Origin of the sequence: Streptomyces manipurensis, assembly GCF_049570255.1 — a bacterium.
GTDB classification, from domain to species: Bacteria; Actinomycetota; Actinomycetes; order Streptomycetales; family Streptomycetaceae; genus Streptomyces; species Streptomyces manipurensis.
On sequence record NZ_CP186950.1, the window covers coordinates 1044314 to 1068253 of the forward strand.

Sequence of the window (23940 nt, forward strand, 5' to 3'; positions counted from 1 at the left end):
GGCAGCCCGGCACCCGGCACGCTGCGGTCATGCCCTGGAAGACACAAGAACGATCACAGATCCCCGGCAGGGACTCCTCCCGAGCGGATCGGAACCGGCGCCTCGCGGTGCAGGGCGCCCGGGCCGGCACGGCACTCGGGACCGTCGGATTCGCGGGACGGGACCGCGTCGACCTTTGGTCCGAGGAGTTGCGCCGTGCCGTTGGCCCGGCGGCGGTGTCGCCCCGGGATCGCGCCTCCTTTTCGGCGCAGTTGGCCGTCAGCGAGCAAGGGCACCTGCGCATGGTGACGCTCGACGCAGATGCGCACCTCATCCGATGGGCAGCCGCTCCGGCCGGCGTGCGGCGGTACCCCGGCGGTGCGGTCCTCGCCATCGCGGTACAGGTCTCGGGCACCAGCATCCTGGTCCAGAGGGGCCGTAGGACGTGCCTGGCGCCGGCGGACGTCGCCTTCCTGCTCCTCGACCACCCCTTCAGCCTCGAGTTTCCGGAGCGGGGACGGCTTCACCTGTTGCTCGCGCCGCGCCGGTTCCTTCCGCTGTCGGACGAGCGCGTCCTGTCCGGGTCGGCCGATGAGGCGGGCCGGACTGTCGCCCCCCTGCTGACCGGCCTGGCCGAGACCATGACGAGGCTGCGGCCCGGGACCGGTACCTGGATCGCGGGATCCCTCGTGGAAGCTCTGGTCGCCCTGGCGGCCCCGCAGGCATTCCCCCGGTCCACCACGGCGGGCGAGCTGGTGGCCGGCGTGCGTGCCCACATCGATGACCGGCTCGCGGATCCGGAGCTCTCTCCGGCATCGATCGCGGCCGCTCATCACATCTCGGTCCGCTACCTGCACCGGCTCTTCGCTCAGGAAGGCACGACCGTGGGCACGTGGATCCGGCACCGCCGCCTGGAGGAGTCCCGCCGCGAACTGACCCGTCCCGGCCCGGCGTCGCCGACGATCGCTGCCGTCGCCAACCGGTGGGGGTTCGTCAGCGCGAGCCACTTCAGCCGCGCCTTCCGCCAGACCTACGGCATGGCGCCGCACGAATGGCGGAAACTGCACGCGCGCCCGCACTGAGCAGCCGGTCTCTGCCTCGGCGGTGGCAGGCAGGCCTGTCAACCTGGCGGGGCCGTCACGCGCTGGGCTCGACGAACCGCTGGACGAAGGCGAGTGCGGTGTCGGCGACCTCGCGCCAGCCGTGGTCGATGGTGAGGGCGTGACCGCGGCCGGGCATCTCGGTGATCTCGGTGACGGCGTGCTCGTTCTGCGCCTGCTTCTTGTACGAGGCGTTGGCAATGGCCCAGGGGACGGTGTTGTCCTTCTCTCCCGACATGATCAGCAGGGGCCCGCGGTCGGCGGCACCGGTGTCCACCTTGACCTCCGTCCACGGGTTGACGTTGGCCGCGGCCGCCTGGAACAGGGGCTCGCCGGAGGCGGGGACCGCGAAGGTGTCGTACAGCTCGCGGGCCTCCTCCTCGGGTACGGCGTTCGCGAAGGAGTAGCGGAACTGGTCGTAGGTCAGCGGTACGGCACGGTGGTAGTTCGCCGGGTTGCCGAGGACCGCGCTTGCGGCGCGCAGGGACGACAGCGGGAGCGGCAGGACGCCGCGGAACGGGGCCGGGTCGATGGCGACGGATGCCCGTGAGAGCCCCCGTCCGGCGGTGATCTGGGTGATCAGTCCGCCGAAGGAGTGGCCGACGACGACGGGCTTGCGCTCCAGCTTGCCGATCAGGTCGCAGAAGTGGTCGGCGACCTGCCCGACGCTCTTGCCGGCGAACACCTCCGGGTGGGCGTTGGCTTCCTCGACCGTCTCCGGGTCGTCCGGCCAGCCCGCCAGGACCGGAGCGAAGCCGGCGTCCTCGAACACAGCTGCCCACCTGTCCCAGCTGGTGGGAAGCAGCCACAGGCCGTGGATGAACAGGGCGGGAATGCGGCCGGTGGTGTTCGCCCGTTCGATCTGGGCGAGGTCCCGCGCGTAGGAAGGGCCGGACGGGGGGTTGCTCATGCTGTCTCCTCGGTGGGGTGGGATCGGGAGGACCCGCGGGGTCAGACGGTCCGGGCGGCGGCCCGGATGACCGACACGACGGCATCGGGCCTGCTGTACATGGGCAGGTGGGAGGAAGCGACCTCGGTGGTGCGGGATCCCGCCCGCCGGGCCTGGAAGCGCTGGAGTTCCGGGACGATCCCCCGGTCCTTGCCGGAGATCAGTGCCCAGGACGGCAGCGTGCGCCAGGCCGCGGCGGTGCATCGGTCGGTGAACGCCGCTGCGGTGAGCGGGCGTTGGGCCACCGCCAGGATCCGGGTATCGGAAGTGGGGACGTCCTGGGCGAAGACCTCACGGAACCGGTCGGACCGGATGTACAGGTCGGCGGCCGGGCTGTCGTCGGGGCCGGGGACCGCGACCGGGGTGAGGGCCGCTTCCAGCTGGGAGCCGGGGAAGCGCCCTGCGAGCTCGCCCAAGACCTCCCCTGCGTCGGGCATGAACGCCGCGATGTACACCAGGGCCCCGACGTTGCCGACCGCGGCAGCGGCCTCGGTGATGACCGCCCCACCGTACGAGTGGCCGACCAGGACTACCGGGCCGGGTACGGCGGCGAGGCGGGCGGCGACCTGGGCGGCGTCGTGGGCCAGACCGCGCAGCGGGTTGGGCGCTGCGATCACTTGGTGCCCGCAGCGCAGGAGGCGCTCGGTCACCGGGTTCCAACTGGCGGCGTCGGCGAACGCACCGTGCACGAGGACGATGGTCGCCCTGGTGCCGTCCGGGACGGATGCGGTCGCGGTACCGGCGGCCGCGGCGGGGGCCGCCGAGGAGGCAAGCAGTCCGGCTCCCGTGGCGGCGGCTCCGGCCAGAGCGGCGCGCCGGGAGAGGAAGGGGCGTGTGGTCATCAGGGGCGGTTCCTTTCGGCTGGGGGGAAGGCGGCGGGTGTGGGCAGAGGGCGGTGCAGCAGGGCGCGGGTCGCCATTCCGGCGAACACTCCGCCGGTCACGGCGGCCAGAGCAAGCCAGGAGGGCCAGGGCAGAAGCCCCAGGGCCCGGTCGAGGGAGTGGCGTCCGGGACCGGTGAGCGCCAGGACGGCGGCGATGACGACGAGCACCAAGGGATACTCGTAGCCGTCCTTCTGCACCCACAGGCCGTTGGGCCATTTCACGGTGAGGGCGACGGTCATCACGCCGATCGCCCCGGCGGCGGCGAGCGGGGTGAGTGCGCCGACGGCGAGCAGGAGGCCGGATCCGATCTGACCGGCTCCCGCGGCGAGGGCGGTGAGCGCCCCGCCGCGGAAGCCGTCGTGCCGGAACTCCTCGGTACCGCCCGCCAGCCCACTGCCGCCCAGTCGGAAGCTGACCTTCTGCACGCCGTGTCCGGCGATCAGCAGGCCCGCCAACAGGCGGAGGATCAGCAGACCGGTGTCCATGGTGTCGGTCCCGCCGCTCAGCCGGCCGCGTGCGGGGCGATCATGGTGTGGGCGTAGACCACGCCCAGCCCGTAGGCACCGCCGTGCTCCTTGACCACGTCGGTGGTCGCGGCGTACGTCTCGGTGCGGGCCCAGTCCCGCTGGAGCTCCAGCAGTACCTGGAGCCAGGTGACGGGGACGGCGCCGGCGGCCGTCATCCGCTGCATGGCGTGCTCGTGGGCGGCCGGGGTCACGCCGGCCGAGGCGTCTGCGACGACGTAGACCTCGTAGCCCTGGTTGAGCGCGGAGAGGGCGGGCAGGACCAGACAGACCTCGGTCCACAGCCCGGACAGGATGATCTTGCTTCGACCGGTGGCCTTCACGGCCTCGACCAGCGCGGTGTCCTCCCAGGCGTTCATCGAGGTGCGGTCGACTATCTCGTGCTTGGGGAAGACCTCGCGCAGCTGCGGCAGGATCGGTCCGGAGAACGACTCGGCCGCCACGGTGGACAGCACGACGGGGACGTCGAAGACCTTGGCGGCCTTGGCCAGACCCACGGTCGCGTTGATGACGGACACGCGGTCGGTGCTGGCGGCGCCGAAGAACATCTGCGGCTGGTGGTCGACGAACAGCATCATCGCGTTGTCGGGGGTGATCAGGTCCGGGCTCGGGGCGGCATGGACGGCGTCGAGGTCGAGTGCGAAGTCGGTCATGGAGATTCCTTCCGGTGGTGATCGGCACGGGCGTGCCGATATGAGGGCGAAAAGGAGGGGCTTCGGGGATGTCTTCGGGTCAGAGCGCGAAGCAGGGGTCGAAGACCGGCGGGGGCTCCCCCGGGGCGAATCCGCGGGCGATGCGCCACTGGCGGTGCCGCTCGGATTCGGCGGCGGCCTCCGTCAGCAGGTCGGCCTGGCGGGCACCGGCCGCCGAGGGCGCAAGAGTTGCCTGGTAGCCGCCGTAGTGGGCGACCGGGCTCCAGGCGGGGCTGACGGGCGGCAGCGCCTCGTCCAGGCCCTCGTAGGTGTCGGCGGCGTAGACGATCCGCCCGCCGGTCACCGTCAGGACGGACTCGATGTGCGGGATGTCCCCGGCCGGCACGGTGAGGTAGTCGTGCGAGAGGACGGCGAAGTCCGCGAACCGGCCCTCCGCGAGGACCCCTTTGTCCGCCTCCTCCCCGGTGAGCCGCGCCCCGCCCGCCGTGTACAGCTCCAGTGCCTGTTCACGGGACACGAGTTGCTCGGCGGGGCGAAGGGGCAGGTTGCCGACGGTACGGCCGGTGACCAGCCAGTGCAGTGCCACCCAGGGGTTGTAGGAGGAGACGCGGGTGGCGTCGGTACCTGCGGCGAGGGGAATCCCGGCGCGCAGCATGTCCACGATCGGCGGGGCTGTGCCGGCGGCCATCGCCCCGTACCGTTCGGCGAAGGCGCGCCCCTGGAAGGACATCCGGTTCTGGACCGAGATGCCGCCGCCGAGGGCGGCGATCCTCTCCAGGCTGTCCGGCGAGACGGTCTCGGCATGGTCGAACAGCCAGCGCCGGCCCGCCGGGAACAGCCCCTCGGCGGCGAGTTTCTCGAAGACGGCCAGGTCCCGGCGGATCGTCTCGTCGTAGGTGGCGTGCAGCCGGAAGCCCCAGCCGTGCTCCATCAGCAGCCGTACCGCCTGCTCGAACTCGCCCTCGTAGCCGTCCGCGAGATCCGGCCGCGGCTCGGAGAAGTTCTCGAAGTCGGCGGCCGCCCAGGTCAGGTTCTCCCCGGCGCCGTTGAGGCGCAGCCAGGCGTCTCCGTCGCCGGGGCGGACGGTCTCGGCCCAGCGGCGCAGGTCGGCCAGCTCCTGGCCGGCGGTCTGCGGGAAGAGGTGGTAGCCGATGCGGACGCTGAGCTCGCCGGCCCGGGCCAGTTCGGTGACGGTGGCGTAGTTCTCGGGGAAGTTCTGGAACCCGCCCGCCGCGTCCACGGCGGAGGTCAGGCCGAAGCGGTTCAGCTCGCGCAGGAAGTGCCGGGTGGAGACCCGCTTGTCGCTCTCGTCGAGGGTCGGCGCCTTGGCCAGCGTGGAGTACAGGACGAGAGCGCTGGGCGAAGCGAGGAGCAGCCCGTTGGGGTGGCCTTCGCGGTCCCGGACGATCTGCCCGCCCCTCGGGTCCGGGGTGTTCCGAGTGAAGCCGGCGGCTCGTACGGCGGCGCGGTTGAGGATCGCGGACTGGTAGAGGTGCAGCACGAACACGGGGGTGTCCGGTGCCGCGGCGGTCAGCTCGGCCGGCGTCGGTATCCGGCGCTCGGTGAACTGGTCCGCCGTCCAGCCGCCCACGACCCGGATCCACTGGCCCCGCGGGGTACGCCCGGCCTGCTCGCGGAGCATGGCCAGGGCCTGGCGCAGCGACGGCACGCCGTCCCAGCGCAGTTCCAGTACGTAGTTCAGGCCGCCGCGGATGACGTGCAGGTGCGAGTCGTTGAGCCCGGGCACGACCCGGCGGCCGAGCGCGTCCACGACCCGGGTTCCGGGCCCGACGGATCCGGCGATGTCGCCGTCGTCGCCCAGGGCGGTGATCCGGCCGCCGCGCACGGCGAGCGCCGTCGCGGTCGGCCGGGCCGGGTCCTGGGTGTGTATCTTGCCGTTGCGCAGGACGAGGTCGGCGTGTCCCCCGTCCGGTGAACCGTGGGCGGGCGTGATCCCGCCGACGGGCATGCTGGTCATGGTGCTCGCTTTCGATGCGTCACGACGTCAGAGGTCGGAGGCCGGTGCGTACGGGCCGGGCCGATGAAGGCCGGCTGCGAGTGGCCGGACGGCCGGGGTCAGAGGGTGCGCCGTACGCCGGCCTGGCGTTCGAGGTTGCGGAGCTGGACGGACAGGTCGCCCTCGACGGCGTGGTGCGCCGGGCCGCTGCGGCCGATCGGCAGGACCTCCTCGCCGCGCATGTCCTCCAGCATCAGCGCGAACGCCGTGTACAGGGCGACGGCGGCGAGCAACAGACCGAGCAGCCCGGAGACGGTGCCGAGCCAGGCGACGCCGGTGAGATGGGCGAGTGCCGCCACGGCGAACCGTGGCACGGCCGTACACAGCACGAGCCACAGGGCCCGCTTGCGGCCGGCCACCGAAGCCATCAGCGCGGCGAACAGCGCGAACACGGCGTTGAGCACGCCCAGGACGCGCGTCCCGCCCGGCGGGTCCAGCACCAGGGTCAGCGAGGACGCCAGCCACAGGCCGGAGAAGCAGGCCATCAGCGTGGCCGCCACCACGTCGCGGGCGCCGAACGCGAACCAACTCACCAGCAGTTGTAGGACGAACGCGGGCAAGACCGCCAGGCCTACCGCCCGGCGGGCCCCCTCCTCGAAGACGTCCAGCTGGAAACACCCGACGATCACCGAGGCAATGGCCACGGCGTAGAAGCCGAGCGGCATCGGGGAGGCGATCGGCCGCAGGTTGATCCGCGTCATCCCACGCAGGTCGGGCTCGAAGCGCCGGCCGCCGCCGAGCGGATCGTCTGCGGCGGCCGCCTGCCCTGTCGGTTCAGGCATCGGCCAGGGCTCGTCGGAGCGTGCCGATGGCGAGGTCGATGGCCGACTGGGCGGCGTGGGTGCCGCGCAGGGCGTTGAGCATCACGAAGTCGTGGATGATGCCCTGGTAGCGGACGGCCGTGACGGGTACTCCGGCGGCGCGGAGCTTGTTGGCGTAGGCCTCGCCCTCGTCGCGCAGGACATCGGCCTCGGCGGTGATGACCAGGGCCGGGGGCAGACCGGCCAGCTGCTCGGTGCCGGCGCGCAGCGGGGAGGCGGTGACCTGGGCCCGCTCGGTCTCGTCGGTCGTGTACTGGTCCCAGAACCACTGCATGCCGTCGCGGCGCAGGAAGTAGCCCTCCGCGAACTGGTGGTACGAGCCGGTGTCGAAGGAGGCGTCGGTGACCGGATAGAACAGCACCTGCTGGACCAGCGGCAGGCCGCCGCGCTCCTTGGCCATCAGGGTCAGTGCGGCGCTCATGTTCCCGCCGACCGAGTCACCGGCCACCGCGATCCGGGAGGCGTCCAGACCGTGAGCGGCCCCCTCGGTGACGATCCAGCGACCCACGGTCCAGTTCTGCTCGATCGCCACCGGGTAGCGGTGCTCGGGCGACAGGTCGTACTCGGGGAACACCACGGCCGCCCCGGCCCCGACGGCGAGCTCGCGCACGAGGCGATCGTGGGTGTGGGCATTGCCGAACACCCAGCCCGCGCCGTGGATGTAGACGATGACCGGGAGCGGGCCCGCGGCCCCGGCCGGGCGCACGATCCGTGCCCGGACCTCACCGGTGGGGCCACCGGACACGGTCACCCACTGCTCGTCCACGGCGGGCAGGTCGGCCGGGCCGGACTGCACCTCGTCGACGGCCTTGCGACCTTCGGCGGGCGGGATCTCGAAGAGGAACGGCGGCTTGGCCGTGGCCTGGGCGAATTCGGCCGCGGCCGGTTCCAGGACCGGGGTGACGGGGGTGAACGGATGCTGGTCGGTCATGATCCTGCCTTTGACTCGCAACGGGCGTGCCTCGGCGGCGGGGGATCCGCCGGACACGGATCCCGCACCGGAACTGCGGGAGCCGCTCCGAAAGTTAGGCGTTGTCGAGCGGCGCGGGTCGCCCCTGCGTGCACGGATCTGGCCCCTGCGTGCAGAGCCTGAACGGAGCCGTGCGCACCTCCCCCACAATCACCTCGACGGCACTCGACGGACCCTGACGGAGGTGGGATTTCGTGCTGCTCCTGGATCTGGACACCTATGCACCAGAGGAACGGGCGGACGCGTTCCACCACGCGATGAACGACGCCTCGGTACCGAACGACGTCGTCCACGAATCACCCGGAACGGGGATACGCGCCCGGTTCGAGACCTGGCGGGTAGGCTCCCTGGACCTCTTCGACGTCCGCAGCACGGGGTTCGAGGTCCGGCGGACCGCCCGGCACGTGCGACACCACCGCGACCGTCCCGTGGTCTCCGTATCGCTCCAGACCGCAGGCATCCACAGAGCGGAGAACGCGGGCGAACGGTACGTCCTGGGCGCGGACGACATCGGCGTCTTCCACGAGCTCACTCCACGCCGCTACGGCTGGTCCGGAGAGGGCTCCTCCTGGGCCGTCACCATCGACATGGAGCACCTCGGAGTACCGGTGGACACCGTAGCCAGGGCCTCCGTGCGCCTGCGGACCAGCCCGCTGCACGACCTGGTCCTGGCACACCTGCGCACCCTCCGGCGAGACCCCGGGCGGTTGGAGAAGGACCCGGGCGCAGCCGCACTCGGCAACGCCACCACCGACCTGGTCCGGGCCCTCCTGACATCGGCAGCCCACGATGAGGACGACCAGCGTGTCCGCTCCGTCATGGACGACTGCCTGGCCGGCAGGATCATGGCCTACACCCGTCGCCATCTGAGCGACCGGGAACTCTCGCCGGAGCGCATTGCGCACGAGCATGCGATCTCCAAACGCCAGCTGTACGCGGTCCTGTGCCGAGCCGGCATCAGGCTCGAACAGTGGGTCATATCCGAGCGACTCGAAGCGGCCTGCCGCCTGCTGACCTCTCCTCAGCACGCCGGCCTCCCCGTGTCGGCAGTGGCGGCGCGCTGCGGATTCACCAGCCCCAGCCACTTCACCCGTCGGTTCCGGGCCACGTACGGCGTCACACCGCGTGAATGGCGGCGCCACCGAACCGGGGAGGCCTCACGCGCCGTACCGGAGGACCGGCCTTGACCGTATCCGTGCCGTGCCGATGCGAGGCCGCCAGGAGCCTCCCAGCCCACCCCACGCCCTCCATCCCAAAACCGCCAGGACCCAAGATCCGGGCAGTTTCCGGACCAGCCCTCGCCAACAAGCCGCGCCAATTGCCCTTTTACCAGGTCAGGAGAGGTGTAGTTGCTGTACCACCAGGAGACGAAGAACGTTTTGGTCAGCCACTCCCCCAAGAAGCTCGGATTCTTCTGGAGCCCGAAGTCGAGCTCCTTGAATGGAGACTGCTCTCCGGGAGCTCTCTTGCGATCAGACACCGACCGGTGTGAAACCACTGCACCGACCCAAGGGGTCAGCTCAGCCCTTCCTTCCGGACCAGTCACGGACCAGATTCCCGGCCGGCGCCCCTGCGGAACAGCGCCGCCTCGCAGGATGTTCTCAGGGGGTGGGCGGCGGCGGAATGGGCTTGCCAAGGGCGTCCGCGAGTGCGGCACTGATCAGGTTCGCCGGTACGTCGCACGGGCCGTTGCGGCGGCTCTTCGCCAAGGTGGGGATCTGAGGCGGGCATCCTCCCGACGCGACATCGCTGTTGACCAGCACCACCACAGTGGCGTCCAGCCCCGGGTGGTAGAAGAGCGTCGCGTTGAAGCCGGGAATCTAGCCGGTGTGCCCGATCCAGTCGCGCACGCCCATAAGACCAAGGCCGTAGCTGGTTTCCGGTTTACCCGGCTCCGGCAGGGGCGAGTTGAGCCGCTCGGCCTACCGCTCGGGCGGCAGCAGGCGCCGGTCGCAACGGGTGCCGACGGCGGGTGGAACGCGGAACGACACGGCGGGGCGGCCACCCGACGGCTTCGCCGGGCCTGCGTCCCCTCGGCCGTGACAATGGTCGCCGGACGGCGAAGTCCGGCCACCCGGAGCGGTGTTCAAGCCGTGTACCGCCCGAGTGGCTCCACGACCTCCGCGCAATCGTAACTGTGGGTGCCAGAATGGCCGACGCTCCGTCAGGAGTGATCCGCACGTCCAGCGCCGCTCCGGACCGTGAGGGCCGGGGTCAGCGGTCATGCTCGCGGGAGGGGAAGCAGTGGCACCGCAGGAATCCCTGCTCAAGATCTACGGAGACCGGTCGTACCGGCACGTGACGATGGCGCGGCACCAGGGCACCACCATCGCGTTCGCGATGGATGCGTCCCGCCGGATCGTCTACTCGGTGTTGGACCTGTCCGGCCCGCCGGCCAAGGGCGAGGCGGACACCGCGTACTGGAGCGACAACCCGGCCGAGCTGGTCTTCCCCCGGGAGCTGGCCGAGGCGGGGTACGCAGTGGTCGGCGCGACGGCGATGCCGACGGTCAAGCGCGGCGGGGCCGAGGCGGCCGTCGACGAGCGGCCCACGGCCCAGGAGACCGACCCGTTCCTGTCCACCACCGCGCGGCTGACGGCGGACGCCCCGTTCCACGTGGTCTCCGACGGCACGTACGTGGTGGTGTTACGGCAGTCGGTCGGCGAGACGCACTCCGACGCGGTGTACAAGCTGACCGGCGGCGGCTGTTCGGGCAGCGCGTCCCGCACGGACTACGTGCTCAGCGGTACGAAGAAGGTGCCGCTGGTGCGCGACACCCTGCTGTGCGACCGGTTCCTGCTGGTGGACGGCAAGCTCAAGCCGGTTCTGGAGGTCCGCTACAAGCGCAGCCGGCACGCCACCCGTCCCGAGTCGGCCAAGGACAGCCTGGGCACCGAGGACATGGAGGGCCGCCCCTTCCACGAGCCGACCCAGGAGCTGTCCTTCGTACGGAACCTGACCCAGGGCCGGTTCGCCGCCGTGCTGGTGCCCACCGCGATCAGCAGCGTGCAGCGCTGGCAGCTGTTCGCCCACAACGACGCCACCGGGCGGGTCGACTCCTTCAGCGTCGAGCAGGGCGCCCAGGGCCTGTTCAACACCCGGGGCACCCGTTTCTACACCAGCCCCGACCCGCTCTACCGCGACGCGGTGTTCGAGCGCAGCCCGGGCAACTGCCCGTTCACCGGACGCGAGCTGGTGCCGGTGACGGGCACCGAGGGGCGGGCGGAGACCGCGCTGCGGCTGAACGGCACCGACGCCCACCTCGACCTGGGCGATCCGACGGCTCTGCGGTTCGGCGGCAGGGCGTACTCGATCGAGGCCTGGGTCAAACCCGCCTCCTACGACGGCCCGGTGCTGGCCAGGAGCGGGGAGTACCTGCTGGCGGTGGACGCCGCCGGCCTGGTGAGCCTCACCCACCAGGGCGCGCCGTCGCCGCTCCTGTCCACCGAGTCGGTACCGACGGACGCCTACACCCACATCGCCGCCACCTTCGACGGCACCACCGCGAAGCTGTACGTCAACGGCAGGCCGGCCGGCAGCGGGGCGCTGCCGTTCACCCCGGCCACCGGTGTGAACACCCTGGTCGGCAAGGACTCCTCCGGTGGTACGGACAGGCTTTTCAAGGGCGACGTCGACGAGATCCGGATCTGGGACCGGGTGCGCTCCGCCGCCGAGCTCACCGAGGACATGAGCTACCGGCTGATCGGCAACGAGCCGGGATTGGTGGCCTACTACCGGTTCGACGAGGGCACGGGGAGCACCGCGAACGACCAGACCGACCGGGCGCTGCACGGCACCCTCGGCGGCGGCGTGCAGTGGACCGGCTCGGAGGCCCCGGTCGGCGACCACCCCGGGGTGCGGCGCGACAGCTTCGTCCTCAAGGGGCGCTCGGTGGTTTCCGGCCTGTCGGCCGTGCTGTACCACCAGCAGGAGAACGTGGTCGCCGGGTACCGCCCCGACCCCAAGCCCGCCAAGCGGCAGGCCCGAGTGCTGCTGGCGTTCGCCGCCAGGTACGGCCAGAACCCGTGCCTGGCGGGCCTGGACTTCGCGGTCGGCCGCGACGGCCGGCTGGCCCAGGCGCCGGACGTGCTGGACCCGGCGGTGCTCAAGCGGCCGACGAAGGGCCAGGACTCGGAGCAGATCAGCGCCCTGCAGCAGCTGATCAAGCGGCTGGAGCCGGAGGTCGCGTCCCTTCAGTCGGAGACAACCCGGCTGGCCGGCACCGCGGGCAGGGTGGCCGAGTACCAGGCGGAAGTCGACCGGCTGAAGCCCGGCTTCGACGACCTCGAGCGGCGATACCTCGCCGAGAAGGACCTGGCCACCTCCTGGATCTACAGCCTGGAGCTCAAGACACCGCGCCAGTTGGCCAGCGGCCACCTGGCGCAGTCGCTCTTCGCCATCCTCACCTCGGAGTACGAGGCCGGAGTGCAGTTCGTCCCGCCCAACGGTCCTCGGTCGACCTGGTGGTTGGACGACACCGGCCAGAGCCAGGGCGGCCGGCCCTGCTACTTCCTGGTCGCCCGCGAGCGCAACCGGGACCTGCGCGTCACCGGCAACTCGACGTCCGAGACCGCCCGGCTGAGCACGATCGTCCGCGAACCGGGCAACGTCAGCGCGCAGTTCCAGCTGATCGCCGAGGGCGAGCACGTCCGCATCGTCAACCGCGGCAGCCGGCTCGCGATCGGCTTGCCCTCCACGTACCAGTTACCCCACCTGGTCCAGTCGAGCGAATGCCTCACCGCGGACTCGGGCCTGTTCAAGATGACGCGCCTGTCCATGCGCTCGGGTGTGGACGTGGCGTACCTCGCGGCGAAGGAGAAGCTGGACGCCGCGCGCCAGCTCCTCCAGGAGGCGCGCACAGCCCAACAGCGGGTCGCCGAACTGCAGCTCGTGCTGGCCGCCCAGCAGGCCGAACTCAAGGACGCCCGGGACCAGCTGGCCCGCCTGTCGACCGCCCTGCAGGGGGACGACGACCTGACGGTGGCGATGCCGCTGCTGGCGGTGGACTCCACCGGTCTGAGCCTGTCCGGCGGCCTGCTCGAATTCGCCCGGGGCACCGACCGGCCCGCACTACTGGACAGCGGCACCGGCAACGTCGTGCTGTACTTCCGCGGCGCCGAGAACCAGTTCTTCGCCGTGTACTACGACACCGGCGTCGTCCGCGGTGCCCAGACCCTCGCCGGGGACGGCGGCACGCTCACCTTCCTCGCCCGCGACCCGGCCGTTGCCCTGGACAGCGCCACCATCAAGGTCGCGGACGGCGACGCGCCCGGCCGCTGCGACCTCACGATCACCGTCGGGACGGACACCGAGACCTGGCGGTCGCTGCCGCGCAAGGCCGACCTGATGGCCGCCGCCCTGGCCGGGAGCCCCGGCCGGCCGGTGACGGTCGGGGCGGTCGCCCGGGTGACGGGCAGAAGTGTGGAGCTGACCGGGGCCACCACCGTGCCGGTCCCGGCCAAGGCCCACCTCGTGATCGGCAGCACCGGCTACGCCGCGGAGGCCGACAACCTCACCGGCGCCAAGACACTCACCCTCACGACGGCGGGCACCGCGATCAAGCCCGGCGACAAGGTCAGCCTGGTCGGCTACGACTGGGCCCGGGCGGAGTCCACCCGGGCCGGGGTCCTGCTGTCCGCCGGCTCCCGCCTGATCGGGCTCACCCCGGGCGGCGTCGACTCCGTCCCCAACGGCACGGCCAAGGCGACGATCACCGGCCGCGGCTGCCGCTGGCGGGCCGAGATGCCCGGCCGGGCCTTCCTCTTCGACGGCAAGGAGCAGTACCTGACCCTGCCCGCCGGCCAGCAGCAGAACATCGCCCCGACCGGTGACCTGAGCCTGGAGGCCTGGGTCAACCCCGAGGCCGGAGGGGGCCGGATCGTCCACGCCAGGACGGACGGATCGGGCTACTCCCTGGCGCTCGCCCCGGCCGCCCTGCCGGCCTGGCAGTTCGTCGGCGGCACCAAGGCCCAGCTGACTCCCTCGCTCGACCTGGCGAACCGGGACTTCACCATCGAGCTGTGGGCCAAGCGCAACCAGTCTCGGGGCCGCGTCGAGCCCCTGCTGTTCCACGGTGCGACGGACGGCCGGGTCGACCAGTCCCTGCACCTGTGGGTCCACCCCGACGAGACCTTCTACTTCTCGCTGTACGGCGACGACCTCAAGACCACCCAGGCCTACCCGGACCTGGAGTGGCACCACTGGGCCGCGGTCTACAAGAACGCCACCCGCGAGCAGATCCTCTACCGGGACGGCGTCGAGGTCGCCCGCCGCACCTCCAACGGGGCCTACACCGGCAACGGCCCGCTGATCCTGGGCCACTTCCCCTTCACCGGCGACTACCTCGACGGCCGGATCGACGAGGTCCGCGTCTTCGGTCGGGCCCGCACCCAGCACGAGATCTCCTCCGAGCGCCACCAGCGGCTCTCCGGCCGCGAACCGGGCCTGCTCGGGCACTGGACCTTCGACGGGCCGAGCAGCCCGCCCTCACCGATCAAGGGCTACCAGGTGGTCGCGCGGGTGGGCGACCGGGTGGTGCGCTCGGCGGAGCGTTTCCCGTGCAACGAATGGGCGCACCTGGCCGCCACCTTCGCCCAGTCCTGGGCCCTGAGCCTGAACGGCGGCGCGGGCCTGTCGGTGGCCCCGCAGAATTCGCTGGACGTCCTGGAGGACCTCACCATCGAGGCGTTCGTCCGGATCGACAAGCTCGGCGCCCCGATGGGCCTGCTCGCCAAGGGCACGGTGGTCGACGGCGGCCGGGACGGCGTCCCGTACCAGTTGGGCATCCTGGCCGACGGCCGGGTGGAGTTCGCCTTCGCCGAGGCCGACGGCAAGGCCGTCCGGCACACCTCCGACCGGGCCGTGACGGTCGGTGCCTTCCAGCGGGTGACCGTGGTGCGGCAGCGCCGCAAGCCCGACACCTCCGCTGCCGCCCAGGCGAACGCGAGCATCCAGTCCGAGCAGGACATCCGCTTCTACCTGGACGGCGCAGCCGCCGGCAGTCACCTGTACAGCGGCCCTGGTGCACAGTCCAACTCCGGCGAGCTGGAGATCGGCCGTGGGCTGCACGGTGTCCTGTGCGAGGTGCGGCTGTGGAACTCCGCACGGCCGGCCGTCCAGCTCGGGCAGCCGGTCACCGCGCGTGAGAAGGGGCTGCTGGCCCGCTGGCCCTTCAACGAGAACGCCGGGAACGTCACCGTCGACGTCTCCGGCTCCTTCCCGGCCAAGCTGCGGGGCGCCCGCTGGACCCGCGACGTCGACCCCACGGCCAGCCCGCTGCGGCTGTACCGCAACGGCGAGCCGCTGTCGGAGGCCCCCGTGACCGCCCAGGACACCGCCTCCTGGGGCGATCCCCAGCTCACCCTGGGCGCCCGCCTGGAAGGGGCCAGACCGACGGAGCTGCTGGCCGGAACGCTGGAGGAGGTGCGGATCTGGCGCACCGTCCGCACCCGGGAGCAGATCAGCGACAACCTGTTCACCCGCCTGCGCGAGAACAAGCGGGACCTGCTCGGCTACTGGCCCTTCGACCGGGACTCCACCGAACCCGGCACCACCTCGGTGCGCGACGAGGGCCTGCGCGGCAACAACCTCGCCTTCTCCGCGAAGCGGCCCCGCGTCCTGCTCTCCACCGCCCCCGTGTCCACGGACACCGCCCAGGTGCGGTCGGCCCTCGCCGACGTCCGCACTCCCTTCCACGACACCATCGCCGGCGCCCCCGGCGCCACCGAGTACGCCGACCTCCAGTACGACGCGAAGGGCGAGACGCTCGGTGTGCTCAAGCGCTGCTACGGCTTCGTCCGCGACGGCCGCTGGCACCTGGTCACCGGCTACAAGGTGGGTGACCTGACCACCGAGTGGGTCGGCCAGGCCCAGTTCGACCCGCAACTCATGGGCTACATCGAGGGCGCCCCGCCGGTTCCCTCGGAGAACCTCACCGACAAGGCCGACGGCTACGCCGCCGCCTCCTCGGTGGAGTTCGCCGAGGCCAACCAGGTGGTGCGGAGCCTGTCCTCCAGCAAGACCCGCAGCGTCAACGCCGCCTTCGGCTTCGCGGTGGGCTTCGAGACCGATGCCAGCGTCCTGTCGATCACTGCTCCGGCCGGCTTCGGCATCGCGTCCCCGCTCGCCGACGCCCAGTTGAAGGTCGGCCTGACGGGCCGCCTGGAGTTCTCCAACACCTGGAGCGAGGACACCAAGGTCAGCCAGGGCGCCAACACCGCCCGCAAGGCCAAGCTGGCCCTGACCGGCTACACCGAGGACGCCGCCAAGGTGCTGAACTCCGCCGTCGGCCGCCGGTACGTGCCCGCCAACAACGGCATGGCGCTCGTGCAGTCCCAGACCGCCGACGTCTTCGCGCTGCGCCTGGCGCACACCGGCGCCCTGGTCGCCTACCGGATGCTGCCCAACCCGGACATCCCGCCGGACTGGAACCTCATCCACTTCCCGATCAACCCCCGCTACACCAAGCAGGGCACCCTGGACGGCGCGGTCGGCTTCGACGACCGCGGCAAGGTCACCGACCCCGACTACCCCACCGCCACCGGCTACGGCGAGTACAGCTACTTCAAGCCGCGGGACGCCTACGCGCTCAAGCGCCGGATCACCCGCGACCAGCAGCGGCTGCACGCCTTCTACGAATCGGTCTCGACCGAGACCCACCGCCCAGACCCGACCCAGGGACAGGCCAACGCGCTCCTGCGCTCGATGGGCATGTCCGTCGAGCAGCAGGAGACCGGGCGCAGCACCGCCGGCAGCGCCGCCGCCACCGGCTTCTCGCACCGGGACCTGGTCAACACCTACGTCTGGACGGCCCAGGGCGGCTTCTTCGCCGAGACCACCGAGGCCACCGACGCCGTCAGCGAGACCACCTCCGGCTCCTACGCGCTCAGCGGCAGTATCGGCGGCACCTACGGGGGCAACTTCGGCTTCAAAGGTGTGAACTTCTACGGCCAGCTTGAGGCCTCCGTGGGAGGCGGTTTCAGCGTCACCCGGGCCAAGGGCAAGGACGCCTCCCGCTCCTTCGGCCTCGACGTCCAGTGCGCACCCCCGGGTGACCTGCAGCGCCGCGACAAGGACGGCAAGCCCGTCTACGACACGGCGGGCAAGCCCGTCCTGGTGCCGGGCAAGGTCGACGCCTACCGCTTCCTCACCTTCTACCTCGGCGAGAACAGCGCCAACTTCGACGACTTCTACCACAAGGTCGTCGACCCCACCTGGCTGTCGGGCAGCGACGCCCCCGACGCCGCCGCCCTGCGGCAGACCCGCCAGAACTCCGCCAAGCCCCCGTGCTGGCGGATCCTGCACCGCGTCACCTACGTCAGCCGGGTGCTCGCACCCGTCCCGCCGCCCGGGGCGCCGCCGTTGGAGAAGGCGATGCGCGCCGAGAACATCGACAGCAACTACGAGCTGATCAAGCGCCTGGAACCGTATGTCCGCCCCGCCGCCACCAGCACCGGCGCCCTCGCCACCGCCACCCGCGCGGCCCTGGCCGCCCAGCTGCCCGAGCTCCTCCCCCACTCCACGGAGATCATCGACTACCTCAGCCGCTACTTCGGCATGGACAACTGACCTGGGCCCGGCCCTCCGTCACCTCGGAGGGCCGGGCGCGCCAGGCGTCCGGCGACAGCATCCCACTGCGGAATGGAGAGGCGCTGCGCACGGGCGGGGATGAAGGCGGTGACCGTGTTGGCGGCGGTGCCGATCACCGAGTTGGTGCAGCCGGGCGAGGAACGAGCGCCACCCGACGCCGACCGTACGCGTCCCGGGCCGGCCCCAGTCCCAGCCCCAGCCCCAGCCCCAGCAGGCTCTCCACACGCTCGCGGCGCGCGGCCCACGCGCCGCTACCAGACATGCCAACCGGCTGCCTGATCGATCCCTGCGGGTGACCGCCCCGACCGGGATCACGCCCTCAACCGCCCACCGCATCCTGCACTGCAACGACGTCGCCAGCCCGGCAGCTTGGCCCTCCGGATGGGCAACCCGTGTCTGGTCGGCCGGGACCAAGATCCGGTCCGTTCTCGGACCATACTGCCGGGATGGACATCCCGAACCACCGTTTTGCCTGGTCAGCCCTATTCCAACTGCTGTACCACCAGCAGACCAAGAACCTCCTGGTCAGCTGCTCCCCGAAGAGGCTGGGCCTCTTCCAGGGGCCGGTGGACGGCGTCAGGCGGTCCGGAGGCCCACCGCCAGGGTCAGTTCGAGGACGCGGCGCGGGGAGGCGAGATCCGGGAAGAGCTCCCGCAGCTGCGACATCCGGTACCGGACGGTCTGGGGGTGGACGAACAGCTCCGCCGCCACCTCGTCCCGCCTGCCCTGGTGCAGGAGCCAGGACCGCAGTGTCTCCTCGAGCCGCCGCGCGGTCGCGACGGGTACGGCCCGCAGCGGTGCGAGGGCGCGGGCCCGCAGGTCGGCGAACGCGTCCACGTCGGCGCTCAGCACCAGTTCGGGCAGGTGGTCCTCGGTGTCGCGGATGTCGCAGGAGAGGGAGTGCGCGCGGGCGGCGCGCGTGTACGAGTCGCAGGCGCGGGTCCACGGCCGGGGCGGGCCGACCACGGCGGTGCGGTCGGCCAGCTGCCGCAGGAGGTGCGGCCGGTCGGCATCGGGGACGAGCAGCACGCCGAGGGCGTCCGGCAGGTCGTCGAGGACGAGGGTGCCCGGGTCGAGGGTGCGGTAGGCGGGCCGGGCCTGGGCAGCGGGCAGCAGGACGGCGGTCAGCGAGGCCGGGGGCTGCCACCCGGCCCGTTGGACTGAGGCCAGCAGCACGTCCGGGCTGGCGCCCGCGAGGAGGTCGCGGGCCAGGTGTTCCAGGTGGCGCTCGTGCTCCCGGCCCCGGGCGGCCAGTTCGTCGGCGTGGCCCGCGGCGCTCGCGGCGGAGAGCTCGTCGATGTAGGCGAAGGTCAGCTCGGCGAACCGGGCGACCTCGGCGGCGGGCAGGCCTGCCGGTACGGCGCCCGCCGCCAGGCAGCGCCAGGCCACGCGGGCGCCGACGCGGTAGGCGCTGAGGAGGGCGTCCATCGACCGCCCGTCGCGAACCTCGCCGCGGCCCAGCTCGTAGGCCGCGTCACCGGCGTCGCCGCCGGTGGCGTTCCCGCTCGCGAGGTCCAGGTAGTGCCCCAGTGCGGTGCGGACGGCTCGGCGGATGGTGACGCCCATGCGGCCCGAGAGGGCGTTGGCGTAGGGCGGGACCTCGTCGATGATCGCCTGGACGACCTCGTCGGCGGTGGTCGTCAGCGCGGCCCGAAGTGCGGTGACCGTCGTCTGATCCAGGGCCGGTTCGGTGACCCTCCGGATCGGATGGCTCATGCTTTATTCCCTGCGAACAATTCGTCCTGCCAGATTTACGTCTTGCGGTCAGGACTTTACGCCCTGAAGCGCATCAAGCTGGGGCCATGACGAGTGCAGCCCTCCGCAGTAGGGCGTGGAAAATGCTGGAGATGGTCACGACGCCGCTGCTGCCGTCGGACTACCTCGACCTGGTCAGCCCGCTGCGTGCGGGCGCGGACCTGCGGGGGCGCATCGAGGCCGTGCACCCCGAGACGGGCGACGCCGCGACCATCGTGATCAGACCGGGAAAGGGCTGGCGCGGTCACACGGCCGGTCAGTACGTGCGGATCGGGGTCGACGTCGACGGAAGGCGCCTGTGGCGTGCCTACTCCCTCACCTCGCCGACGGACCGCCGGGACGGCCGGGTCACGATCACCGTGAAGGCGATCCCGGACGGCAAGGTCAGCAACCACCTCGTCCGCAGGGCGAAGCCGGGCACGCTCGTCCAGCTCGACCAGCCGACCGGCGACTTCGTCCTGCCGGAACCCCCACCCGCCAAGGTGCTCTACCTGACGGCCGGCAGCGGCATCACACCCGTGATGGGCATGCTGCGGGACACCGGGCTCGACGACGTCGTCATGGTCCACAGCGCGCCGCGCCCGCAGGACGTGATCTTCCGTGACGAACTGCACGACCTGGTCGCGCGGAAGAAGCTGCGGCTCACCGAGGTGCACACCGACACGGACGGCGTGCTCGACATCGCCCGGCTCGGCGAACTGGTACCCGACTGGGCCGAGCGCGAGACCTGGGCCTGCGGGCCCGCGGGCCTGCTCGACGCCGCCGAAGCGTTCTGGAGCGAACACGGCGTCGCGGAGCGCCTGCACACCGAACGCTTCCGCGCCGGGGTCGTCGTCGCCGGCGACGGCGGCGAGGTCACCTTCAGCACCACCGGCAGGACCGTCGCCGCGGACGGCGCCACACCGTTGCTGGACGTCGGCGAGGAGGCCGGCGTGCTCATGCCCTCCGGCTGCCGCATGGGCATCTGCTTCGGCTGCGTCACACCGCTGAAGGCGGGCGCCGTCCGCGACCTGCGCACCGGCGAGATCACCGAGGCCGAACCGGGCGTCCTCATCCAGACCTGCGTGTCCGCCGCCGCGGGCCCCTGCGACATCGAACGGTAGGAGCACCTTGACCGCCATCGACCCCACCGCCCACCTGACCGCGGAGCAGATCGAGGAGCTCGGCCGCGAGCTGGACGCGATCCGCGACGAGGTGATCGCCAGCCGGGGCGAGAAGGACGCCGCCTACATCCGGAGGGTCATCTCGGCGCAGCGCAAGCTCGAGCTGGTCAGCAGGGGTGTACTGCTGTTCTCCTTCTTCCCGCCCGCCTGGCTGATCGGCACCGCCGGGCTGTCCGTGGCGAAGATCATGGACAACATGGAGATCGGCCACAACATCCTGCACGGCCAGTGGGACTGGATGCGTGACCCGAAGATCCACTCCACCACCTGGGACTGGGATCACGTCTCCCCGGCCGACCAGTGGAAGCACTCGCACAACGAGCTGCACCACACGTACACCAACGTGATCGGCAAGGACAACGACCTCGGCTACGGCATCATGCGCGTCGACGAGGACCAGAAGTGGCACCCGTTCCACCTCGGCCAACCGCTGTGGAACTTCATCAACGCCTGCTTCTTCGAGTACGGCATCGCGGCGTACGACCTGGAGCTCGGCAAGAACCTGCACAAGCGCCGCCGCAAGAACCCGGAGTTCCGCGCGCGGGCCAGGGCCGTGGGCCGCAAGATCCGCAAGCAGGTCCTCAAGGACTACGTGATCCACCCGCTGCTGTCGGGCCCGTCGTTCCTCACCACGCTCGCCGCCACCTTCACCGCGAACCTGGTCCGCAACCTCTGGACCCACTCGGTGATCATGTGCGGGCACTTCCCCGAGGGCGTGCAGGTCTTCGAGCGCCGGTCGATCAAGGGCGAGACGCGCGGCCAGTGGTACCTGCGCCAGATGATGGGCTCGGCCAACATCAGCGGCAGCAAGGCCATGCACTTCATGACCGGCAACCTCTCGCACCAGATCGAGCACCACCTGTTCCCGGACCTGCCGAGCAACCGGTACGCCGAGGTCGCGGTGAAGGTGCGGGCGCTGTTCGAGAAGTACGAGCTGGAGTACGTCACCGGGCCGCTGCCGAAGCAGGTTTTCTCCGCGTGGCGCAAGGTCTTCCGGCTCTCGCTGCCGAACAGGAAGCCCCGGGCCGGTGCGCCGGACCGCGAGCAGGAGCTGGTCGCCGCCTGAGTCCGGCAGGTGTTCTACTGCTCGCAGTGACCGTGCGTCCGGCAGCCCGCGTACGGGCTGCCGGCGGAGAGCGATGGGGCCCGCGATGAGCGAACCGACGAAGCCCGAGATCGTCCTGCCCGCGGGTGAGGCTCCCGAGGAGCTGACCGTCCGGGACCTCGTCGTCGGGGACGGGCCCGAGGCGAAGCCGGGGCGGGTCGTCCGGGTCCACTACGTCGGGGTGACCTTCGCGTCCGGCAAGGAGTTCGACGCCTCCTGGGACCGGGGGGAGCGGTTCAAGTTCGCCGTGGGCGGCGGCCGGGTCATCAAGGGCTGGGACCGGGGGATCAGGGGCATGCGGGTGGGCGGCCGGCGGGAGATCGTCGTGCCCCCGCGGCTGGGCTACGGCAAGCAGTCCCCCTCGCCGCTGATCCCGCCCGGCTCCACGCTCGTCTTCGTGGTGGACCTGATATCCGTCGTCTGACGCCCGCCGCGGCGCCCCCTACGGCCGGTAGACGATCTCGATCCCGAGGGCCGCGATGACGCCCCAGACGCCGATGCCGAGCAGCCACATCGCGTCGAGGACGGCGCCGGCGGCGACGAGGGTCACGCCGGATGCCGCGAGGGTGCGTACGGTCCGCCGGATGCCGCGGTCGGGGAGCCAGTCGATCGTCACCTCCCGAGGATCGCGCCGCCGGCCCCCCGATGGCGAGGGGGCGGCGGGATTCCTGGCGCCGTCTTGACGCGCGCCGGGCGGGCGTCGGGCCGACGCCGGGCCCCCGGCCGGGCCCGCTGCGGGGCCTCCGGCGCGGCCGCCGGCACGGAGCGTTGTCGGTCCACTGACATATCCTGCCCGCCACCGTACGTCGACCGGGAGGACCGAAAGAAGTGAGCGGCCTGTCTGCTTTCCCGCTGCCATTCCAAGCAACACGTTCCATGGCGTTCGCGACACCCCGGACGCTGCGGGAGATCGAGATGATGCAGTGCAGCGCGCACCTCCGGGAGAAGACGGGCTGGTTCGACAAGATGAACGACGCCGGCATCGCCGCCCGGTGGACACGGGAGGCGCTGGAACAGGGCCTGACCGAGGCGCAGGTCCGGTACGTGCTCGCCGAGCTCGCGCACTACGCGGGCCTGCGGGACGCGGAGACGGGCGTCGAGGTGGCCTCCGTCGACGGGGTGTGGCAGTCGGACGCCCTGGTCGACGACGAGCTGGGCTCGCGGCTGCGCGAGGCGGTGCGGGTCCTCGAAGAGGTGCCGGACGCGGAGAAGGACTGGCACCCCGGCTCGGACGGCCAGGTGCTGGACCTGGTGCACCCTTCGCTGTTCTGTCTGGTGCGCGAGGCGAGCGGCGCGCCCGAGCGGGCGTGGCGGAACCCGACGGACAGCTACTCGAAGTACGAGTTCTCGGAGCGGTTCCAGTGGCTGCCCACCGACGTCGACGTGAGCGAGAAGGGTGAGGTCTCCTTCCGTTCGTACGTCAACAACGTGCACCCGGAGCTGCACCGCGACCTCCTCCCCGTCCTGGCGGACGTGTTCGCGCGCATGGTCCCCCTGCTGGAGAACGTGCTGACCGATCTGCGCCGGCCCCGGCCCCTGCGCATCGAGGCCGATCCCTACGGGTGGTACGACTCGGAGCCGGTGCGTCCGAACAAGGCCGACTACAGCGACGAGGAGGCCTTCGCGAAGGCCCGCCGCGACTGGCAGAGCGCCCTGGACGACTGGTGGCAGAACCGCCGGCCGGTCGCCCCGGACGCCCCGGCCTTCACCGCTCCCGCACCGCCCGACGCGTCCACGCGGGTCAGCCTGCGCGGCCGCCGGCTGCAGGTGATCGTCAAGCTCGCGACCATCCACCTCACCCCGGAGAAGCCTGAGTACCAGGGCGGTTCCTGGCACGTCGAGGGGATGCTGAACGAACGCATCGTGTCGACCGGCATCCACTACTGGGACAGCGAGAACATCACCGAGAGCCGGCTGGGCTTCCGGGCCGCCCTCGACGACCCGTACTACGAGCAGAACGACGACAACGGCGTGCGCGAGATCTACGGCCTGGAGAACGAGGACGCGATGAACCAGGTGCTGGGGTCCGTGGCGACCCCGGCGGGCCGCTCCCTGGCGTTCCCCAACGTGCTGCAGCACCGCGTCGGCTCCTTCCGCCTCGCGGACGCCACCCGTCCGGGGTACCGCAAGATCCTCGCGTTCTTCCTCGTCGACCCGTCGGAGCGGATCGTGTCGACCTCCGACGTGCCGCCGCAGCAGCCCTGGTCGGACACCACGACGATGACGCTGGAGGAGGCGAAGGACTTCCGTGAGGAGCTCATGCGGGAGCGCAAGTTCTTCGTGGACGAGCACAACCAGGAGATCTTCGAGCGGGAGTTCTCCCTCTGCGAGCACTGAGCCCGGTGACGTCCGGGACGCACCGGTACGGCACGCGCCGTGAGCGGTGAAGGGGTCGGCCCAGGTCACGGGCCGACCCCTTTGCGTTCCGCCCC

16 protein-coding genes are annotated in these 23940 nt (G+C 71.4%); 7 read left to right on the plus strand and 9 right to left on the minus strand.

What is annotated here, in order from left to right; genetic code table 11:
* The first annotated feature begins 29 nt into the window (after positions 1 to 29).
* A complete protein-coding gene (locus tag ACPU2J_RS04890; protein WP_423832825.1) occupies positions 30 to 1061 on the plus strand; it encodes a helix-turn-helix domain-containing protein in 1032 nt (343 codons plus the stop codon).
* Positions 1062 to 1116: 55 nt separating this feature from the next.
* On the opposite strand, the gene ACPU2J_RS04895 is transcribed toward ACPU2J_RS04890, so the two are convergent.
* The 7 genes from ACPU2J_RS04895 to ACPU2J_RS04925 all read right to left on the minus strand — a co-directional run bounded on the left by ACPU2J_RS04895 (position 1117) and on the right by ACPU2J_RS04925 (position 7858).
* Positions 1117 to 1989 (minus strand): alpha/beta hydrolase, encoded by an 873-nt coding sequence (locus ACPU2J_RS04895; RefSeq protein WP_423832826.1) that lies wholly within the window; start codon positions 1987 to 1989, stop codon positions 1117 to 1119.
* Between the two features lie 41 nt (positions 1990 to 2030).
* Positions 2031 to 2870: an alpha/beta hydrolase gene (locus ACPU2J_RS04900; RefSeq protein ID WP_420081586.1), complete on the minus strand. Its 840-nt coding sequence runs from the start codon at positions 2868 to 2870 to the stop codon at positions 2031 to 2033.
* On the minus strand, positions 2870 to 3397 hold the full coding sequence (locus ACPU2J_RS04905; protein WP_423832827.1) for a DoxX family protein: 528 nt from the start codon (positions 3395 to 3397) through the stop codon (positions 2870 to 2872). Before ACPU2J_RS04905 ends, ACPU2J_RS04900 begins: the two co-directional genes overlap by 1 nt.
* 17 nt (positions 3398 to 3414) lie before the next feature.
* Positions 3415 to 4089, minus strand: a complete 675-nt coding sequence (locus ACPU2J_RS04910; protein WP_423832828.1) for a hydrolase — start codon at positions 4087 to 4089, stop codon at positions 3415 to 3417.
* A 79-nt stretch (positions 4090 to 4168) separates the two neighbouring features.
* The gene (locus ACPU2J_RS04915) at positions 4169 to 6067 is read right to left on the minus strand and encodes an amidohydrolase (RefSeq protein ID WP_420081583.1); all 1899 of its coding nucleotides are present in this window, start codon (positions 6065 to 6067) and stop codon (positions 4169 to 4171) included.
* A gap of 98 nt (positions 6068 to 6165) precedes the next feature.
* A complete protein-coding gene (locus ACPU2J_RS04920; RefSeq protein WP_420081582.1) occupies positions 6166 to 6888 on the minus strand; it encodes a GPR1/FUN34/YaaH family transporter in 723 nt (240 codons plus the stop codon).
* Positions 6881 to 7858: an alpha/beta hydrolase gene (locus tag ACPU2J_RS04925; RefSeq protein ID WP_423832829.1), complete on the minus strand. Its 978-nt coding sequence runs from the start codon at positions 7856 to 7858 to the stop codon at positions 6881 to 6883. Before ACPU2J_RS04925 ends, ACPU2J_RS04920 begins: the two co-directional genes overlap by 8 nt.
* 233 nt (positions 7859 to 8091) lie before the next feature.
* On the opposite strand from ACPU2J_RS04925, the gene ACPU2J_RS04930 reads away from it, so the two are divergent.
* Positions 8092 to 9084 carry an AraC family transcriptional regulator gene (locus tag ACPU2J_RS04930; protein WP_420081580.1) on the plus strand — a complete coding sequence of 331 codons (993 nt, stop codon included), beginning with the start codon at positions 8092 to 8094 and terminating at the stop codon, positions 9082 to 9084.
* Positions 9085 to 10141: 1057 nt separating this feature from the next.
* Positions 10142 to 17464: a LamG-like jellyroll fold domain-containing protein gene (locus tag ACPU2J_RS04935; RefSeq protein WP_423832830.1), complete on the plus strand. Its 7323-nt coding sequence runs from the start codon at positions 10142 to 10144 to the stop codon at positions 17462 to 17464.
* Positions 17465 to 18061: 597 nt separating this feature from the next.
* Here ACPU2J_RS04935 and ACPU2J_RS04940 read toward each other — a convergent pair.
* The gene (locus ACPU2J_RS04940; protein ID WP_420081578.1) at positions 18062 to 19201 is read right to left on the minus strand and encodes a PucR family transcriptional regulator; all 1140 of its coding nucleotides are present in this window, start codon (positions 19199 to 19201) and stop codon (positions 18062 to 18064) included.
* A 131-nt stretch (positions 19202 to 19332) separates the two neighbouring features.
* Between ACPU2J_RS04940 and ACPU2J_RS04945 the strand changes: the two genes are divergently transcribed.
* The 3 genes from ACPU2J_RS04945 to ACPU2J_RS04955 all read left to right on the plus strand — a co-directional run bounded on the left by ACPU2J_RS04945 (position 19333) and on the right by ACPU2J_RS04955 (position 21932).
* Positions 19333 to 20343 (plus strand): ferredoxin reductase, encoded by a 1011-nt coding sequence (locus tag ACPU2J_RS04945; protein ID WP_420081577.1) that lies wholly within the window; start codon positions 19333 to 19335, stop codon positions 20341 to 20343.
* Between the two features lie 7 nt (positions 20344 to 20350).
* Positions 20351 to 21469 carry a fatty acid desaturase family protein gene (locus ACPU2J_RS04950; RefSeq protein ID WP_420081576.1) on the plus strand — a complete coding sequence of 373 codons (1119 nt, stop codon included), beginning with the start codon at positions 20351 to 20353 and terminating at the stop codon, positions 21467 to 21469.
* Positions 21470 to 21554: 85 nt separating this feature from the next.
* On the plus strand, positions 21555 to 21932 hold the full coding sequence (locus ACPU2J_RS04955) for an FKBP-type peptidyl-prolyl cis-trans isomerase (RefSeq protein WP_423832831.1): 378 nt from the start codon (positions 21555 to 21557) through the stop codon (positions 21930 to 21932).
* Between the two features lie 18 nt (positions 21933 to 21950).
* Here ACPU2J_RS04955 and ACPU2J_RS04960 read toward each other — a convergent pair whose 3' ends face one another.
* Positions 21951 to 22124, minus strand: coding sequence for a hypothetical protein (locus ACPU2J_RS04960; protein ID WP_361605310.1), 174 nt, complete (start codon positions 22122 to 22124; stop codon positions 21951 to 21953).
* A gap of 212 nt (positions 22125 to 22336) precedes the next feature.
* Here ACPU2J_RS04960 and ACPU2J_RS04965 point away from each other — a divergent pair, with 212 nt between their 5' ends.
* A complete protein-coding gene (locus tag ACPU2J_RS04965; protein WP_423832832.1) occupies positions 22337 to 23845 on the plus strand; it encodes a DUF4246 domain-containing protein in 1509 nt (502 codons plus the stop codon).
* Positions 23846 to 23940: the final 95 nt, after the last annotated feature.